We start from the raw sequence: 17,164 nt of genomic DNA, 5'->3' as shown, positions 1-17,164 counted from the left end.
CCTCTGGAGACGCCCGGTGAGTTCCCCAGATCCGCAGGTTCGCGCAGCGCGAAACCATGAAAACACTCCCGCCGTCCGGGGGCCCGTCGTCGCGGTCACCGGAGCCGCGAGCGGGGTCGGCGCGCTGCTCACCGAGCGGCTGGCCGAGTCCGGCGAGGTCAGGCAGGTCATCGCCATCGACGAGCGGCGCGGGGAGTGCGCGGCGGCGCAGTGGCACATCCTCGACGTGCGGGATCCGGCGATCGCGGACAAGCTGCGCGGCGCGGACGTCGTGGTGCACCTGGCGCTCGACCTCGACCTGGAGACCGACGCCGCCGCCCGTACGGCCTACAACGTCCGGGGGACGCAGACCGTGCTGACCGCGGCCGCGGCGGCCGGGGTGCACCGCGTGGTGCTCTGCACCTCCGCGATGGTGTACGGGGCCCTGCCGGACAACGAGCTGCCGCTGTCGGAGGACGCGGAGCTGCGGGCGACCGCCGAGGCGACCGGGGTCGGGGACCTGCTGGAGATCGAACGGCTGGCGCGGCGCGCGCCGCGGGCCCATCCGGGGCTGAACATCACCGTCGTACGGCCGGCCGTGCTGGTCGGAGGCACGGACACCGCGTTGACCAGGTACTTCGAGTCGCCTCGGCTGCTCGTCGTGGCCGGGTCGCGGCCCGCGTGGCAGTTCTGCCACGTGGAGGACCTGTGCGGTGCGCTGGAGTACGCCGTGCTGGAGAAGGTCGACGGGGAGCTGGCCGTGGGGTGCGACGGGTGGCTGGAGCAGGAGGAGGTCGAGGAGCTCAGCGGGATCCGGCGGATGGAGCTGCCGTCGGCGGTCGCGCTGGGGGCAGCGGCCCGGCTGCACCGGATCGGGCTCACGCCGTCGCCCGCGGGGGACCTGGCGTACACGATGTACCCGTGGGTGGTCAGTGGCAGCCGGCTGCACGATGCCGGGTGGCGGCCCAGGTGGACCAACGAGGAGGTCCTCGCGGAGCTGCTGGACGAGGTGTCCGGGCGGCACACGGTCGCCGGGCGGCGGCTGGGGCGGAAGGACGCGACGGCGGCGGGGGCCGCGGGGGCGACGGTCGCGCTGCTGGGTGCGGCGGCGGTCGTACGGCGGGCCCGGAAGGCGCGGCGGCGGATCTGAGGGCGGCCGTGGGAGCGTGTGCGGCAAGATGGAGCCATGGCAGCCACCAGCGATCACCCCGGCGAGTACGCCGCCGACGAGCCCATCAAGCTGATCGGTATCAGGGAGACCCCGCTCTCCGTGGACGAGGTGTTCAGGGCCGTGGGGGACGATGCCGCCGGCGGGACCGCGCTGTTCGTGGGGACCGTGCGGAACCATGACGGGGGCGCCGATGTCGACGAGCTCGGGTACTCCTGCCATCCCGGCGCGGAGGCGGAGATGCGGCGGATCGCCGAGAAGGTCGTCGCCGAGTACCCGGTGCGGGCCCTGGCGGCCGTGCACCGCGTGGGGGATCTGAAGATCGGGGACCTCGCCGTCGTGGTCGGGGTGTCGTGTCCGCACCGGGGCGAGGCGTTCGAGGCCTGCCGGAAGCTGATCGACGACCTCAAGCACCAGGTGCCGATCTGGAAGCACCAGAAGTTCTCCGACGGCACCGATGAATGGGTCGGCGCCTGCTGACCCGTGCGCGCCTGCTGACCCGTGCGCGCCTGCTGACCCGGGCGCGCGCCTGTCGACCCACGCGCGCGCCCGTTGGACCCACACCCTTTCGCCGCAGCTCCGGTTGCGTAACCGCACCCCTGGCGCGAGCGTTGTCACTGCGGATGGTTAATCTGCTGATCAGTCAGTTGCCCTCGCTCAATTGGGGTTGGAGGTCGGCATGGTGGCTCTCGCCTGGTTGCTGATTCCGTTTTTGGCTGCGATAGGCGCGGGACTCTGGGGGAGCTGGGCGAACCGGACCCGCAAGGCGCGCAGCGACGGTCCCGAGCTGGACGGATACGCCCGGTTCCGCGAGGCCATGGAGAGGTCGCACTCCAGTACGTGAGACGGACCGCCCTGACGGTGCGCTGACAGACGCGTCCCGTACTGTCGAGTCATGCCACGCCGCACCGCGACGATGCTCGCCTCCACCCTGATGCTGATCGCGCTCCTGTGCGCGGGGGTCTTCCTTCCCGTGCCGTACTCGGAGATGTCCCCGGGGCCGACGGTCAACACTCTCGGCGAGCACAACGGCGAGCCGGTGCTGCAGATCTCGGGTCGCAAGACCTACCCGACGGACGGCCACCTCAACATGACCACCGTCCGGGTCACCAGCGCCGACTACCGGATGAACCTCGTCGAGGCCGTCTACGGCTGGCTGGCACACGACAACAAGATCGTCCCGCACGACACGCTCTATCCCGACGGCAAGACGGAGGAGCAGTCGACGCAGGAGAACGCCGAGGAGTTCACCCAGTCCCAGGAGAGCGCCAAGGTCGCCGCCCTGAAGGAGCTCGGCATCCCGGTGCAGTCCTGGGTGATCGTCTCCACGGTCGTCAAGGGCACCCCCGCCCAGGGCAAGCTGCACGCGGGCGACGTCATCAAGGCCGTCGACGGCACGGCGGTCAAGCGGCCCTCCGACGTCGCCAAGCTGGTCACCAAGCACAAGCCCGGGCAGAACGTCGTCTTCACGATCGTGCCCGCCAAGGAGCAGGCCGCCGCCGAGAAGCAGCACAGGACGGCGACCGTCACCAAAAATGTGACCATCACCACGGTGCAGTCCGCCGACGCCGGTGCCAAGCGTGCCATCGTCGGGATCTCCGCCGGGACCGATCACACCTTCCCGTTCACGATCGACATCAAGCTCGCCGACGTCGGCGGACCGAGCGCCGGACTGATGTTCGCCCTCGGCATCTACGACAAGCTCACCCCGGGCAGCCTGACCGGCGGCAAGTTCGTGGCCGGCACCGGGACGATCGACGACAACGGCAAGGTCGGCCCGATCGGCGGCATCGAGATGAAGACCGTGGGCGCGCGCGACAGGGGCGCCCGGTACTTCCTGACCCCCGCCGACAACTGCGCGTCCGCCGTCAAGGACACCCCCTCGGGGCTCACCCTCGTGAAGGTGAACACCATGGGCGACGCCCTCGCCGCCCTGAGGGACATCCGCACCGGCAACACCGCCGACCTGCCGAAGTGCACGGTCAAGGGCTGACGGGCGGCGCCCCTCGAGGCGGCGGCGGGTCAACGGCGTCAGCCCTCGAGCGTCATCAGTCCTCGAACGTCGCCGCCAGCGCCTCCGCCAGCCCCGGCACCAGGTCCGCGCCCGTGAGGACCTCCGTCGCGGAGTCCTTCTCGCGCAGCCGCAGGGCCGACTCCCGGGCACCGTCGCGCAGGACCGCCACCGTCATGCGGACCTCCTGGCGCTCGGGGTGGCCCGCCACCCACTTCGCCAGCTTCGCCTCGTCCAGCCCCTCGGGGACCTGCGCCTCGGCGGACGGCGGCAGCATCAGGCGCTCCACGGTCAGCGCGCAGCCGGTCACCGCGTCGGGCCAGGCGATCGTGCCCAGGAACTCGTCGAGCGGCCGGCCCGTCGGAATCTCGTCCTGCTCGATCGGGGTGAGACCGGAGGTCTCCTGCTCGTCCTCCAGGCCGAGCTGGGCCGCGAGGGCAGGTTCCTGGACCCGCAGCCGTGCGGTGTCTACGAGGGCGAAGAGGCGGGCGGGCTGGTCCCAGCCGAGGCCGGAGGCGTACTCGTCGATCTCGAGTACGGCCCGGGTGAGCGGGCTCGCTGCCATGGGAGTGTTGGACATGGTCACAATCCTGCCTCGTTCCTGGCCGGAATCGGGAACTGAGTAAGCGGTGAGTAAGTTGCATAAGTGTGGGCCCACGGCGACGGGGGCGCACCGTACGGTCCATGGACACGGGGCCTGACGCAACGAGACCCAACCAACAGCGAATTTCGAGGTGCACACCCTTGGCTTTCCAGATGCCGGACCGCGGCGGAGGCCCGACAGGGCCGCGGATCAGAGTGGGCCGCCCGTCCCGGCGCGCCAGGACCCTGCTCATGACACTGGGCGTCCTCGCCGTCCTCGGCATGGCGTTCGCCATGTTCGCGGGCTTCTGGACGGACTGGCTGTGGTACCGGTCGGTGCACTACTCGTCCGTGTTCACCACCACCCTGTGGACCAAGATCGGCCTGTTCTTCGTCTTCGGCCTGCTGATGGCGGGCGCGGTCGGACTCAACATCTGGCTGGCGCACCGGCTGCGGCCGCCGCTGAGCGCCATGTCGATGGAGCAGCAGAGCCTGGACCGCTACCGGATGGGCATCGCGCCGTACAAGAAGTGGCTGCTGCTCGGCATCACGGCGCTGGTCGGGCTGATCGCCGGCGCCTCCGCCGCGAGCCAGTGGCGGACCTGGCTGATGTGGGTCAACGGCGTGCCGTTCGGCAAGCGGGACCCGCAGTTCAACCTGGACGTCTCCTTCTACGCCTTCGACCTGCCCTGGTACCGGTTCCTGCTGGGCTTCGGCTTCGCCGCCACGATCCTGTCCCTGATCGCCGCGGCGCTCACCCACTACCTGTACGGCGGGCTGCGCGTCACCAGCCCCGGCGCGCGTGCCACGGCCACGGCGACCGGGCACCTGTCGGTGCTCCTCGGCGTCTTCGTGGCGCTGAAGGCGGTGGCGTACTGGCTGGACCGGTACGGACTGGCGGTGAAGTCCAGCGACTTCAAGGCGACCGGCAACTGGACGGGCCTGAGGTACGTCGACGCCCACGCCTATCTGCCGGCCAAGACGATCCTGTTCTGCATCGCGGTCATCTGCGCGCTGCTGTTCTTCGCCACCCTGTGGCGGCGCACCTGGCAGCTGCCGGTCATCGGCTTCGGCCTGATGGTGTTCTCGGCCATCCTCATCGGCGGCCTGTACCCGGCGATCGTGCAGAAGTTCCAGGTCCAGCCCAACGAGCAGGCCAAGGAAGCGCCGTACGTCGCGAAGAACATCAAGGCGACGCGTGAGGCGTACGACATCGACGACACCAAGGTGTCCGGCTACGACGGCATCAGCAAGACCAAGGACAAGTCGACGCTGCGCGACGAGGTCGACAAGACGGCGAGCATCCGCATACTGGATCCGAACGTCGTCTCGCCGACCTTCCAGCAACTCCAGCAGATCCGGAACTTCTACGGATTCCCGACCAACCTGGACGTCGACCGCTACACCACCAAGGACGGCAAGGTCCAGGACACGGTCGTCGGTCTGCGCGAGCTGAACCTCGACGGCATCCCGAAGAAGAACTGGATCAACAACCACTTCCGCTACACCCACGGCTACGGCGTCGTCGCGGCCAAGGGCACCGAGGCCGACAACAACGGCCAGCCGTCCTTCACCGAGTCCGACCTGCCCTCCACCGGCCAGCTGGGGGAGTACGAACAGCGGGTCTACTACGGCGAGAAGACCACCACGTACTCGATCGTCGGCGGCCCCCAGAAGGAGGTCGACTACTCCGACGACAGTGGTGAGAAGACCACCAGCTACCGGGGCGACAGCGGCGTCAGCCTCTCCAACCCGGTCAACCGGGCCGCGTACGCGGTGGCATTCGGCGAGCCGCAGATCCTCTACTCCGGCGCGATCGGCGACGGCTCGCGGATCCTGTACAACCGCACGCCCAAGGAGCGCGTCGAGGCGGTGGCGCCCTGGCTGACCATCGACGGCGACGCCTACCCGGCGGTGGTCGACGGCCGCATCCAGTGGATCGTCGACGCCTACACGACGACGAACGGCTACCCGTACGCCTCCCGCACGACCCTCGGCGACACCACGGCCGACTCGCTGACGTACAACAACAGCCAGCGCGCGGTGGTGGCCCAGCAGAACCAGGTCAACTACATCCGCAACTCGGTGAAGGCGACCGTCGACGCCTACAGCGGCGAGGTCAAGCTGTACCAGTGGGACACCGAGGACCCGGTCCTGAAGACCTGGATGAAGGCGTTCCCCGGCACGGTAGAGCCCAGGAAGGACATCTCGCCGGCGCTGATGGACCACCTGCGGTACCCGCAGGACCTGTTCAAGGTCCAGCGCGAGCTGCTCACCCGCTACCACGTGCAGGACGCGCAGACCTTCCTCAGCGGCAGCGAGGTGTGGCAGGTGCCGGACGACCCGACCAACAAGTCGGGCAACGCGGTGCCGCCGTACTACCTGACCATGAAGATGCCCGACCAGGACTCCCAGGCGTTCTCGCTGACGACGACGTTCACGCCGACGGGCCGGGACAACCTGAGCGCCTTCATGGCGGTCGACGCCCAGGCGGGCACGCCCGGCTACGGCCAGATCAGGATCCTGAAGCTGCCGACGAGCACCACGGTCGGCGGTCCCAAGCAGGTGCAGAGCCAGTTCAACTCCAACTCGCAGCAGAACATCGCCGAGTTCGTCCGGCTCATCAGAGGCGGTGACTCGGAGATCGAGTACGGCAACCTGCTGACCGTCCCGCTGGACGGCGGACTGCTCTACGTGGAACCGGTCTACGTGCGCGGCGGGCAGCTGAAGTACCCGCTGATGCGGAAGGTGCTGGTGACCTACGACGGCGTCACCTCGTTCGAGAACACCCTCGGCGAAGCCCTCGACAAGGTCTTCGGCGCGTCGGGCTCGACGCCTCCGCCCCCCTCGGACACCGGGACCGGCAAGACCCCGCCGCCGTCGAGCGGCAACCCGACGGTCCAACAGGCGCTGAAGGACGCGCAGAAGGCCTTCGACGACGGGCAGGCCGCCCTGAAGAAGGGCGACTGGCAGGCGTACGGCCAGGCGCAGAAGGACCTTCAGGACGCGCTGAAGCAGGCCGAGGACGCGCAGGCGCAGGCGGAGAAGGCCGGCGGCAGCGGCAAGAACGCCGACAGCGGTGACAACAAGCCGGCGCCGGACGGGAGTCCGAGCGCCAGTCCCAGCGGCAGCCCCACCAACGGCTGATCGTTCGACCGAGCCGAGGGGCCCGGATCCGTACCACGGATCCGGGCCCCTCGCGGCGTACGAACGCATGTGCCGACATGCCCTGCGGCCGTGCCGCCGTGGGGAGTTGGGCGATCTGTGTTTGACTTGTCTCTCTGTGGGCATGTCGACAAAACGCTGAAGTGACCTCACTGGCTGCGGTATACCAGGTGTACCCAGGTTGCAGGTGGTGCGACGATGGACGTTATGGGGGACAAGGCAACTCTGTTCGAGACGGGGCGATTTGTACGGGCTTCCGATCCTGAGGAGACCGGAAGCGACGACCGGGACGAGACCCGGGACGAGACCGGAGCGGCCGCCGACGAGGTCGCGGAGCTGGCGCGCCGCCGCCTCGCCGCGGAGTCGGGAGACGTCGAGGCCATGAGCGTCCTCGGGGCCATGCTGCTGCGCCGCGGCGATCTCGACGGAGCCGAACCCCATCTGCGGGCCGCCACCGCGGCCGGTGACCGCGCCGCCGCCAACAACCTGGGAGTTCTCCTCCACCGGCGCGGGTACGCCGACGAGGCCGCCGGATGGTGGCGGATCGCCGCCGTCGCCGGATCCGCGGCGGCCGCGCACGCGCTCGGGCGCCACCACCGCGAGCGCGGCGACGAGCCGGCCGCCGAGTACTGGCTGCGCCAGTCCGCCGAGCAGGGGCACGTCCTCGGCGCCTACGCGCTCGCCGACCTGCTGGAGCACCGCGGGGACGCCGGGGCCGAGCGCTGGATGCGGGCCGCCGCCGAGCGGGGCCACCGGGAGGCCGAGTACCGGCTGGCGCGGGCACTGGACCGCCGGGCCGCGCGGGAGTCCGCCCGCGACGACGGCACCGGCCTCATGGCGGAGGCCGAGCAGTGGTACCGGCAGGCCGCCGCGCGCGGCCACCGCCGTGCCGCGCTGCACCTCGGCGCGATCCTGGAGAAGCGCGGCGAGCTCAAGGAGGCCGGCCGCTGGTACCTGACCTCCGCCAAGGACGGCGAGGCGCGGGCCGCCTGCGCGCTCGGGTTCCTGCTGCGGGACGCCGGCGACACCGAGAGCGCCGCCGTGTGGTGGCTGCGGGCCGCGCAGGACGGCGACGGCAACGCGGCGAACGCGCTGGGCGCGCTGCACGCCGAGCGCGGCGAGACGCAGACCGCCGAGCGGTGGTACCGGGCCGCGATGGACGCGGGCGACGTCAACGGCGCCTACAACCTCGGGCTGCTCTGCGCCGAGCAGGGCCGGACCGCGCAGGCCGAGCAGTGGTACCGGCGCGCGGCCTACGCCGGGCACCGGGAGGCGGCGAACGCGCTGGCCGTCCTGCTGCTGCAGGGCGGCGACACCGGCGGGGCCGAGCCGTGGTTCTCCAAGGCGGCCGAGGCCGGCAGCGTCGACGCCGCGTTCAACCTGGGGATCCTCTACGCCGGGCGGGAGCTGGAGCCCGAGGCCCTGCGCTGGTACGAGCGGGCGGCGGCCGCCGGGCACACGGAGGCGGCGCTGCAGGTGGGGATCGCCCGGCTGCGCGCGGGGGACGAGCGGGCGGCCGAGCGGCACCTGCGGTGCGCGGCCGGCGGCGGCAGCGCGGAGGCCGCGTACCGGCTGGCCACCCTGCTCGACGCCCGGCGGCCGCCGGCGCCCGCGCATGAGCTCGGCGAGCCGGCGGTTCATGACAAGACCGAGTGCGAGGAGTGGTACGAGCGGGCGGCCTCCCAGGGGCACCGGCGCGCGCAGGTGCGGGTCGGGATGCTGGCCGCGGCCCGCGGGGACGTGGTCGAGGCGGCGCGCTGGTACCGGACGGCGGCGGAGGCCGGGTCCCGCAACGGCGCCTTCAACCTGGGGCTGCTGCTCGCCCGGGAGGGCAGCGAGCCGGAGGCCGCCGTGTGGTGGGCACGGGCCGCCGACGCCGGGCACGGACGGGCGGCGCTCCGGCTCGCCCTGGTCTACGCGCGCCGGGGCGAGCTGGCCGAGGGCCAGCGGTGGGCCGACCGGGCCGTGGAGCTGGGGCCGGCGGCGGTCGCCGAGCGGGCGGCGCGGCTGCGGGACGCACTGCGCGAGGAGTTGTCGGCGTGACGTACGGGGTGTGACGCACGCCGCGGCGCGCGTCGCCCTGAGCGATTTGCTTCTTTCCCCGTCGTTCACGTACTGTTGCAATCACCGACGCGGGGTGGAGCAGCTCGGTAGCTCGCTGGGCTCATAACCCAGAGGTCGCAGGTTCAAATCCTGTCCCCGCTACTGAAGGCCGAGGGCCGGAATCCGATCAGGGATTCCGGCCCTCGGTGTTTCCCGTACAGCCGCGTGCATCACGAAAAGACCCCCGGCGCCTCGACTTGGTGCCGGGGGTCTCCTGGAAACGTCGTCGCGGTCAGGCCGCCGCGCAGTTCGGACACAGGCCGCGGTACGTCACCTCGACGTCCGAGACCGTGAAGCCGAAGCGCTCCGAGTCGGGCAGGTCGGCCAGCGGGTTGCCGCTCGGGTGGACATCACGGATCGCGCCGCAGCCGGCGCAGATCAGATGGTGGTGCGGCCGGTGCGCGTTGGGGTCGTACCGCTTGGCGCGCTTGTCGGTGGTCACCTCGATGACCTCACCGAGGGAGACCAGCTCGCCCAGCGTGTTGTAGACGGTCGCCCGGGAGATCTCGGGCAGCCTCGTGACGGCCCGCGCATGGACCTCGTCGGCCGTCAGATGGACGTGTTCGCCGTCGAGTACCTCGGCCACGACGCGTCGCTGCGCGGTCATACGCCATCCGCGTCCACGCAGCCGTTCCAGAAGGTCACTCATGCAGACCAGCCTAACAGCAAGGGAACAATTTCCGAATGGGTGTGACTTTGGAATCTTGCTTGACTTAGACATTGTCCAGTGTAGGATCGATATCGGCTTTGGCCAAGTGGTGTGACCAGACGAATTCGATCCAGGAGGCGACGTGACGCAGGGGCCGCTCACGACGGAAGCCGGTGCTCCGGTGGCCGACAACCAGAACAGCGAGACCGCGGGCGTCGGCGGCCCGGTGCTCGTCCAGGACCAGCTCCTCCTGGAGAAGCTCGCCCACTTCAACCGTGAGCGCATCCCGGAGCGCGTGGTGCACGCCCGTGGCGCCGGTGCCTACGGCACCTTCACGGTCACCGCCGACGTCACGAAGTACACGCGCGCGAAGTTCCTCTCCGAGGTCGGCAAGCAGACGGAGACCTTCCTGCGCTTCTCGACCGTGGCCGGCAACCTGGGCGCCCCGGACGCCGTCCGCGACCCGCGCGGCTTCGCGCTGAAGTTCTACACCGAAGAGGGCAACTACGACCTCGTCGGCAACAACACCCCGGTGTTCTTCATCAAGGACGCCATCAAGTTCCCCGACTTCATCCACACCCAGAAGCGCGACCCGTACACGGGCAGCCAGGAGGCGGACAACGTCTGGGACTTCTGGGGTCTGTCGCCGGAGTCCACGCACCAGGTGACCTGGCTGTTCGGCGACCGCGGCATTCCGGCGTCGTACCGCCACATGGACGGCTTCGGCTCGCACACCTACCAGTGGAACAACGAGGCCGGCGAGGTCTTCTGGGTCAAGTACCACTTCAAGACCGACCAGGGCATCAAGTGCCTCACCGCCGAGGAGGCCGAGGTCCTCGCGGGCAAGGACCCCGACTCCCACCAGCGTGACCTGCGCGAGGCGATCGAGCGCGGCGAGTTCCCGTCCTGGACCGTCCACGTCCAGGTGATGCCGGCGGCCGAGGCGGCGACCTACCGCTTCAACCCGTTCGACCTCACCAAGGTCTGGCCGCACGCGGACTACCCGCTGATCGAGTTCGGCAAGCTGGAGCTCAACCGCAACCCGGAGAACGTCTTCGCCGAGGTCGAGCAGTCGATCTTCAGCCCCGGCCACTTCGTCCCGGGCATCGGCCCCTCGCCGGACAAGATGCTCCAGGGCCGCATCTTCTCCTACAGCGACGCCCACCGCTACCGAGTCGGCATCAACGCCGACCAGCTGCCGGTGAACCGTCCGCACGCCACCGAGGCACGCACCTACTCCCGTGACGGCTACCTGTACGACGGACGCCACAAGGGCGCGAAGAACTACGAGCCCAACAGCTTCGGCGGCCCGGTCCAGACGGACCGGCCGCTGTGGCAGCCGAGCCCGGTCACCGGCGTCACCGGCAACCACGAGGCGCCCGTCCACGCCGAGGACAACGACTTCGTCCAGGCCGGCAACCTCTACCGCCTGATGACGGAGGAGGAGAGGGAGCGCCTGATCAACAACCTGGCGGGCTCCATCTCCCAGGTCTCGCGCGACGACATCGCCGAGCGCGCGATCAACAACTTCCGTCAGGCGGACGACGACTTCGGCAAGCGGCTGGAGGCCGCGGTCCAGGCCCTGCGCGGCTGAGCCAGCGCTGGACCGCTTGCCGTGGCCGGCGGGCCGGGTCCCTCCGGGGGCCCGGCCCGCTGTCGTGTCTGCAGGAACCGTCAGGCCGGTACCTGCGCCGCCCGCTGCCGGGCCGGCGTCCAGCAGCGGATGATGTCGCGGACGGAGACGATCCCCGCCGGTTCGCCGCCGTCCAGCACGATCAGATGCCGGAAGCCGCCGTGCATCATGGTCCGGGCCGCCTCCTCCAGGGTCCACGTCGGGGCGGCGAACACCACGTCGGTGGTGGTGTGGGCGTGGGCGTGCTCGGTGTCCGGGCTCTGGCCCAGGCCGACGGAGTCGAGGATGTCGCGTTCGGTGAGGATGCCGATGCCGCCGGCGTCGGGGTCGTAGACCACGGCGGCGCCGACGCGGCGCGCGGACATCAGCGCCGCCGCCTGGCGGAGGGTGTGTGCGGGGCCGATGGTGAGGACCACCGAGCTCATGGCGTCGCGGACGAGCATGGGATGGAGCCACCTCCTTGGGGAACCCGGATAGTTCACGGATTCACAAACGCACAAGTGGGGAGACTCTCAGAGTCGCAGGTAAAACGAGGGTCAACAAGGGGGTGCGCGCGGTCGGTTGGGGACGTGCGCGGCACACGGCGGTTTCTCAGCGGCGCCGGTTGAGGTACTCCAGCATCTCGTCGTGCAGCAGTCCGTTGGACGCGGCCGCGTTGCCGCCGTGCGGGCCGGGACGGCCGTCCAGGCCGGTGAAGGTACCGCCGGCCTCGGTGACGATGATCGCGTTCGCGGCCATGTCCCACAGGGACAGCTCGGGCTCGGCGCAGAGGTCGACCGAGCCCTCGGCGACCATCATGTACGGCCAGAAGTCGCCGTACGCGCGCGTGCGCCACACCTCGCGGGTCAGGTCCAGGAAGCCGTCCAGACGGCCCTGCTCCTCCCAGCCGCTGAGCGAGGAGTACGCGAAGGAGGCGTCCGCGAGTTTCGCCACGCGCGAGACCTGCAGCCTGCTCGCCTTCGTCAGGCTGCGGCCGGTGAAGGCGCCGTAGCCCTGCGCGGCCCACCAGCGGCGGCCGAGCGCGGGCGCGGAGACGACGCCGACGACGGGCTGGTAGCCGCCCTCGGTCGCCTCCATCAGCGAGATGAGCGTCGCCCAGACCGGGACACCGCGGACGTAGTTCTTGGTGCCGTCGATCGGGTCGACGACCCAGCGGCGGGGGCCGGTGCCCTCGATGCCGTACTCCTCGCCGAGGACCGCGTCGCGGGGGCGGGCGCGTTGCAGCTGGCCGCGGATGAGCTCTTCCGCCGCCTTGTCCGCTTCGCTGACCGGGGTCATGTCCGGCTTCGTCTCGACCTTGAGGTCGAGGGCCTTGAAGCGGTCCATGGTCGCGGCGTCGGCGGCGTCCGCGAGGACGTGGGCCAGGCGCAGGTCGTCGAGGTAGTCGGGCATGTAAGGCACGGTATCCGCCCTGCGGGTACGGGGCTACCGGGGGGCATGGGCGCGACGGTGCACGTGGGGCGCTGAAGGGTGGGTCCGCTCACCGCGCTTGCGGCGTGCTGCTGCGCCTGCCCGTGCCTGAAGCGGCACGGGCAGGCGCAGCTATGTTCCTCCACACTCCGTCACAGACCCTTGACAGTGCGTTCCCGCGCGTCAAATCTGGGCGCAGAGTCGCTCCGCCCCAGGGAGGCGATGATGCCTGCAGCGCGGGAATCCCTGCTGGACGCCGCCTACACGGCGCTGGCGCGCCGGCCGTGGTCCGCCGTGCGGATGGTGGACGTGGCCGCGGCGGCCGGAGTCTCCCGGCAGACGCTCTACAACGAGTTCGGCAGCAAGGAAGGACTCGCCCGCGCACTGGTCAGGAGGGAGACGGACGGCTATCTCGCCGGCGCCGAGCGCGCCCTCGCCACCCACGGCGACCCGCGCGAACGGCTCACCGCCGTCGCCGAGTGGACCGCGTCGGCCGCCCGTGACAACGCGCTGGTGAAGGCGATGCTCACCGGCTGCTGGAGCGAGCGGCTGCCCGCGCCCACGCTCTCGGCGGTGCCGTCCTCCTCCGCCGTGCCGGCGCAGCGCAGGGCGGACGGCCCGCTGCCGTCGCCCGGCGACTTCGTGGCGATCGTCCGCGACCGTGCCGTGGCCCTGCTGTCCGCGCCCGGCACGCCCAAGGCGGAGACCGCCGACCTGACCCGCACCTGCGAACTGGTGCTCCGCCTCGCCCTGTCGTGCGTGGCGGCGCCGCCGGGCGAGGACGGGATCGCCGGACTCGTCCGCGGCGTCCTGCACCGCCAACCGGTCTGATCCGCCCCGGGTACTGCGCCTCAGTGCGCGGAACCGGACAGCTGCAGCCCGATCACGCCGATGATGACCAGGCTGATCGAGACGATCTTCAGCGTGGAGACCAGGTCGCCGAGGAAGACCATGCCGTAGATCGCGGTGCCCGCCGCGCCGATACCGGTCCACACCGCGTACGCCGGGCCCACGTCGAGCTTCTTCAACGACAGGGTGAGCAGCCCGAAGCTGCCCAGGGCGAAGCAGCAGAAGGCGATGGTCGGCCAGAGTCTGGTGAAACCGTGCGACAGCTTCAGGCACACGGCGAAGCCGGTCTCGAGCAACCCGGCCACAATGACCAGCAGCCACGCCATGTGCTGTCCTCCCGTGCGTCCGCGCGCCGTGACCGCTTGGTCGTACTTGGGGCAGGTCCTGATCCGGCTCCGTGCGATTATGCACTTGCCTACCCGCACCGCACCCAAACAACGCGGAGGTCAGGCAGGTCAGTCGCCTTCCTTGCGCTCCCGCGTGGCCAGCAGCCGGCGCAGCGAGTACAGGCGCGCCGGGTCCGCGTGGCCCTCGGCGACCCACTCGTCCAGCGCGCAGTCCGGCTCGTCGTGACTGCACGCGCGCGGGCAGCCCTCCATGCCCGGCTCCAGGTCGGGGAAGGCGTGGATGACCCGGGACGGGTCGATGTGCGCGAGGCCGAACGACCGTACGCCCGGGGTGTCGACGACCCAGCCGGACGCGCCCGTCAGCGGCAGCGCGAGCGCCGAGGTCGTGGTGTGCCGGCCCCGGCCGGTCACCGCGTTCACACGGCCCGTCTCCCGCCGCCGCTCCTTGGACACCAGCGCGTTGACGAGCGTGGTCTTGCCGACACCGGAGTGGCCGACGAACGCCGTGACCTTCCCGTCCAGATGCTCGCGCACCCGGTCCGCCGCGTCCCCGTTCTCCAGCTCTCCGCGGCTGGTGACGACGTAGGGGATGTCCAGCGCGCCGTACAGCTCCAGGAGCTCGTCCGGCGGGGCCAGGTCCGACTTGGTCATGACCAGCAGCGGGTCCAGGCCGCCGTCGTACGCCGCCACCAGGCACCGGTCGATCAGGCGCGGGCGCGGCTCGGGGTCGGCGAGCGCGGTGACGATGGCCAGCTGGTCGGCGTTGGCGACGACCACGCGCTCGTACGGGTCGTCGTCGTCCGCCGTGCGGCGCAGGACGGAGGCGCGCTTCTCGATGCGGACGATGCGCGCGAGGGTGTCCTTCGTCCCGGACAGGTCACCGACCAGGGCGACCCGGTCGCCCACGACGGCGGCCTTGCGGCCCAGTTCGCGGGCCTTCATCGCGACGATCGTACGGCCGTCGACGAGGCACGTCAGCCGACCCCGGTCGACGGTGAGCACCATGCCCTCGGCGGCGTCCTCGTGCTTAGGGCGGATGTTCGTACGCGGCCGGTTGCCCCGGCGGTTGGGGCGGGTGCGGATGTCGTCCTCGTCGGTGTGCTTGCCGTAGCGCCGCATGACGTGTTCCCCGCGTCCCTACGCCCCGAGCATCCCGGTCCACAGTTCGGGGAAGTCCGGCATGGTCTTCGCCGTGGTCGCCACGTTCTCGATCCGCACGCCCTCCACCACCAGGCCGATGACCGCGCCGGCGGTCGCCATGCGGTGGTCCTCGTAGGTGTGGAAGACCCCGCCGTGCAGCGGGCGCGGGCGGATGCGCAGGCCGTCGGCCGTCTCGGTCACGTCACCGCCGAGCTCGTTGATCTCCTTGGTCAGCGCGGCCAGCCGGTCGGTCTCGTGCAGCCGCAGATGGGCCACGCCGCGCAGGGTCGAGGGCGAGTCCGCGAGGGCGGCGACGGCCGCGATGCCCGGGGTCAGCTCGCCGACCTCGCTCAGGTCCACGTCGATTCCGTGCACGGCGCCTGAACCGGTGAACACCAGGCCGTACTCGGTGAGTTCGCAGGAACCACCCATCTCGGTGAAGATCTCCCGCAGCCGGTCACCCGGCTGGGTCGTCCGGGCCGGCCAGTCGGGGACGACGACCTTGCCGCCGGTCACCAGCGCCGCCGCGAGGAAGGGCTGGGCGTTGGACAGGTCCGGCTCCACGGTCAGGTCCCGGCCCAGCAGGGCGCCCGGCGTGACCCGCCACACGTTCGGCTCGCCGCCCGACTCGGGAGTGTCCACCTGGGCGCCGACCGCGCGCAGCATGTCCACCGTCATCCGGATGTGCGGCATCGACGGCAGCGTCGAACCGGTGTGCCGGACCTCCACGCCCTGGTTGAAGCGCGGCCCGGACAGCAGCAGGGCGCTGACGAACTGGGACGAGGAGGAGGCGTCGATCTCCACCGGGCCGCCGTCCAGCGCGCCGCCGCCGTGTACGGTCATCGGCAGCGTGCCCCGGCCGTCGTCGTCGATCCGGGCGCCCAGAGTCCGCAGCGCGTCGATGACTCCGTGCAGCGGACGCTCGTACGACCGCGGGTCGCCGTCGAAGCGGATGGGGCCGTCGGCCAGCGCGGCGACCGGCGGCAGGAAGCGCATCACGGTGCCCGCGTTGCCGACGTCGACCGTGACCGGGCCGTGCAGGCCCGCGGGGATCACGCGCCAGGCCTCCCCGGTGCCGTCCGGGCCGACGCCCTCGTCGATGCCCACGCCCATCGCCCGCAGGGCGTCCGCCATCAGCAGCGTGTCGCGGGAGCGCAGCGGGCGGCGCAGCCAGCCCGGCTCGGAGGCGAGGGCGGCGAGCACCAGGGCGCGGTTGGTGACCGATTTGGACCCGGGCACGTGGACCGTCGCGTCGACGGCTCCGCTCGCGTGCGGGGCGGGCCAGAGGGCGGTGTGCGCGGGGTTCGGAGCCATGGCCCCACTCTATAAGGAGGCGGTTGGACCGGCCGCCGTCCGACCAGGTGGGTGATCACACCCCCAGCAGCCAGCGGCCCCCGCCGATCAGCGAGCACAGCGACACCGCGTGGAACAGGAACAGCCACAGCCCCGCCGGTACGTGCGTCAACCGCGACAGCTGGTCCGCGTCCGAGTCCCCGGCGCCCCCTCGGGACCGCTTGGCCTGCAGCTCGAAGGCCGGGCGCACCCCGCCGAGCAGCAGGAACCACACCACCGCGTACGCGAACGCCGCCTGCACCTGGAGTCCGGCCAGCCAGGACACCAGCAGGAACGTGCCGCCGGTGAGGAGCACGGTGAGCGCCCCGTACGCGTTGCGGATCATCACCAGCATCGCCACCAGCAGCGCGGTGGCCACCCACAGCAGCAGCGTGATGCGCCCGGCGGCGAGCAGGGCCGCGCCGCCCAGGCCCAGCAGCGGGGGAGCGGTGTAGCCGGAGGCCGCGGTGAGGATCATGCCGATGCCGTACGGCTTGCCGCGGCTGACGGTCAGGCCACTGGTGTCGGAGTGCAGGCGTATCCCGGTCAGCGTGCGGCCGGTGAGCAGCGCCACCAGTCCGTGGCCGCCCTCGTGCGCGATGGTGATCGCGTTGCGGGAGACGCGCCACAGGCCGTGAGGGACGACCACGGCGAGCGCGGCGACCGCGGTGGCGACCACCACCCACAGGTCGGGATCGGGCTGGGTGCCGATCAGCCGGTCCCAGAGGTCGGGCAGCGCGGAGGCGGCGGTGCTGGCCATGTTTCCCGGTGGCTCCCTGTCCTTGTACGGAGTCTG

Annotated in this window: 15 protein-coding genes, 1 tRNA gene and 1 pseudogene; 9 read left to right on the top strand and 8 right to left on the bottom strand. The window is 71.1% G+C overall.

Going from position 1 to position 17,164, the window contains the following annotated elements; translation table 11 throughout:
* Nucleotides 1-16: 16 nt before the first annotated feature.
* From ACX25U_RS12090 to ACX25U_RS12075, 4 genes and pseudogenes are all read left to right on the top strand, one after another.
* Entirely contained in the window at nt 17-1,129 is a 1,113-nt protein-coding gene (locus ACX25U_RS12090) for an SDR family oxidoreductase (RefSeq protein ID WP_454391395.1), read from the top strand.
* Between the two features lie 36 nt (nt 1,130-1,165).
* A complete protein-coding gene (locus tag ACX25U_RS12085) occupies nt 1,166-1,627 on the top strand; it encodes a molybdenum cofactor biosynthesis protein MoaE (protein ID WP_454391393.1) in 462 nt (153 codons plus the stop codon).
* A 415-nt stretch (nt 1,628-2,042) separates the two neighbouring features.
* Nucleotides 2,043-2,609: pseudogene (locus tag ACX25U_RS12080) on the top strand (PDZ domain-containing protein); the annotation flags it as partial.
* Between the two features lie 90 nt (nt 2,610-2,699).
* A complete protein-coding gene (locus ACX25U_RS12075) occupies nt 2,700-3,140 on the top strand; it encodes a S16 family serine protease (RefSeq protein ID WP_454394227.1) in 441 nt (146 codons plus the stop codon).
* 55 nt (nt 3,141-3,195) lie between these two features.
* Here the strand turns inward: ACX25U_RS12075 and ACX25U_RS12070 are convergent, their stop codons facing one another.
* Nucleotides 3,196-3,738 carry a PPA1309 family protein gene (locus tag ACX25U_RS12070; protein WP_454391391.1) on the bottom strand — a complete coding sequence of 181 codons (543 nt, stop codon included), beginning with the start codon at nt 3,736-3,738 and terminating at the stop codon, nt 3,196-3,198.
* A 176-nt stretch (nt 3,739-3,914) separates the two neighbouring features.
* On the opposite strand from ACX25U_RS12070, the gene ACX25U_RS12065 reads away from it, so the two are divergent.
* The 3 genes from ACX25U_RS12065 to ACX25U_RS12055 all read left to right on the top strand — a co-directional run bounded on the left by ACX25U_RS12065 (nt 3,915) and on the right by ACX25U_RS12055 (nt 9,110).
* Nucleotides 3,915-6,887 carry a UPF0182 family membrane protein gene (locus ACX25U_RS12065; protein ID WP_454394225.1) on the top strand — a complete coding sequence of 991 codons (2,973 nt, stop codon included), beginning with the start codon at nt 3,915-3,917 and terminating at the stop codon, nt 6,885-6,887.
* A gap of 216 nt (nt 6,888-7,103) precedes the next feature.
* A complete protein-coding gene (locus ACX25U_RS12060) occupies nt 7,104-8,948 on the top strand; it encodes a sel1 repeat family protein (RefSeq protein ID WP_454391389.1) in 1,845 nt (614 codons plus the stop codon).
* Between the two features lie 88 nt (nt 8,949-9,036).
* Nucleotides 9,037-9,110, top strand: a tRNA-Met gene (locus ACX25U_RS12055).
* Nucleotides 9,111-9,240: 130 nt separating this feature from the next.
* Here the strand turns inward: ACX25U_RS12055 and ACX25U_RS12050 are convergent.
* Nucleotides 9,241-9,657, bottom strand: a complete 417-nt coding sequence (locus ACX25U_RS12050) for a Fur family transcriptional regulator (protein WP_454391387.1) — start codon at nt 9,655-9,657, stop codon at nt 9,241-9,243.
* Nucleotides 9,658-9,799: 142 nt separating this feature from the next.
* Here ACX25U_RS12050 and ACX25U_RS12045 point away from each other — a divergent pair, with 142 nt between their 5' ends.
* Nucleotides 9,800-11,251 (top strand): catalase, encoded by a 1,452-nt coding sequence (locus tag ACX25U_RS12045; RefSeq protein ID WP_454391385.1) that lies wholly within the window; start codon nt 9,800-9,802, stop codon nt 11,249-11,251.
* Between the two features lie 80 nt (nt 11,252-11,331).
* Here the strand turns inward: ACX25U_RS12045 and ACX25U_RS12040 are convergent, their stop codons facing one another.
* Both ACX25U_RS12040 and hisN read right to left on the bottom strand, forming a co-directional pair.
* On the bottom strand, nt 11,332-11,733 hold the full coding sequence (locus ACX25U_RS12040) for a CBS domain-containing protein (RefSeq protein WP_454391383.1): 402 nt from the start codon (nt 11,731-11,733) through the stop codon (nt 11,332-11,334).
* Nucleotides 11,734-11,881: 148 nt separating this feature from the next.
* On the bottom strand, nt 11,882-12,682 hold the full coding sequence (hisN, locus tag ACX25U_RS12035) for a histidinol-phosphatase (protein WP_454391381.1): 801 nt from the start codon (nt 12,680-12,682) through the stop codon (nt 11,882-11,884).
* A 240-nt stretch (nt 12,683-12,922) separates the two neighbouring features.
* Here hisN and ACX25U_RS12030 point away from each other — a divergent pair, with 240 nt between their 5' ends.
* Nucleotides 12,923-13,531 (top strand): TetR/AcrR family transcriptional regulator, encoded by a 609-nt coding sequence (locus ACX25U_RS12030; protein ID WP_454391379.1) that lies wholly within the window; start codon nt 12,923-12,925, stop codon nt 13,529-13,531.
* Between the two features lie 20 nt (nt 13,532-13,551).
* On the opposite strand, the gene ACX25U_RS12025 is transcribed toward ACX25U_RS12030, so the two are convergent.
* The 4 genes from ACX25U_RS12025 to ACX25U_RS12010 all read right to left on the bottom strand — a co-directional run bounded on the left by ACX25U_RS12025 (nt 13,552) and on the right by ACX25U_RS12010 (nt 17,128).
* Entirely contained in the window at nt 13,552-13,875 is a 324-nt protein-coding gene (locus tag ACX25U_RS12025) for a DMT family transporter (RefSeq protein ID WP_100568156.1), read from the bottom strand.
* Nucleotides 13,876-14,004: 129 nt separating this feature from the next.
* A complete protein-coding gene (rsgA, locus tag ACX25U_RS12020) occupies nt 14,005-15,015 on the bottom strand; it encodes a ribosome small subunit-dependent GTPase A (RefSeq protein WP_454391377.1) in 1,011 nt (336 codons plus the stop codon).
* Between the two features lie 18 nt (nt 15,016-15,033).
* A complete protein-coding gene (gene aroA, locus ACX25U_RS12015; RefSeq protein WP_454391375.1) occupies nt 15,034-16,350 on the bottom strand; it encodes a 3-phosphoshikimate 1-carboxyvinyltransferase in 1,317 nt (438 codons plus the stop codon).
* Nucleotides 16,351-16,405: 55 nt separating this feature from the next.
* Nucleotides 16,406-17,128 (bottom strand): M50 family metallopeptidase, encoded by a 723-nt coding sequence (locus ACX25U_RS12010; RefSeq protein WP_454391373.1) that lies wholly within the window; start codon nt 17,126-17,128, stop codon nt 16,406-16,408.
* Nucleotides 17,129-17,164 lie beyond the last annotated feature (36 nt).

The sequence above is a fragment of the Streptomyces sp. JNUCC 63 genome (assembly GCF_054366325.1).
This window is presented reverse-complemented; position numbering and strand designations above follow the sequence as displayed.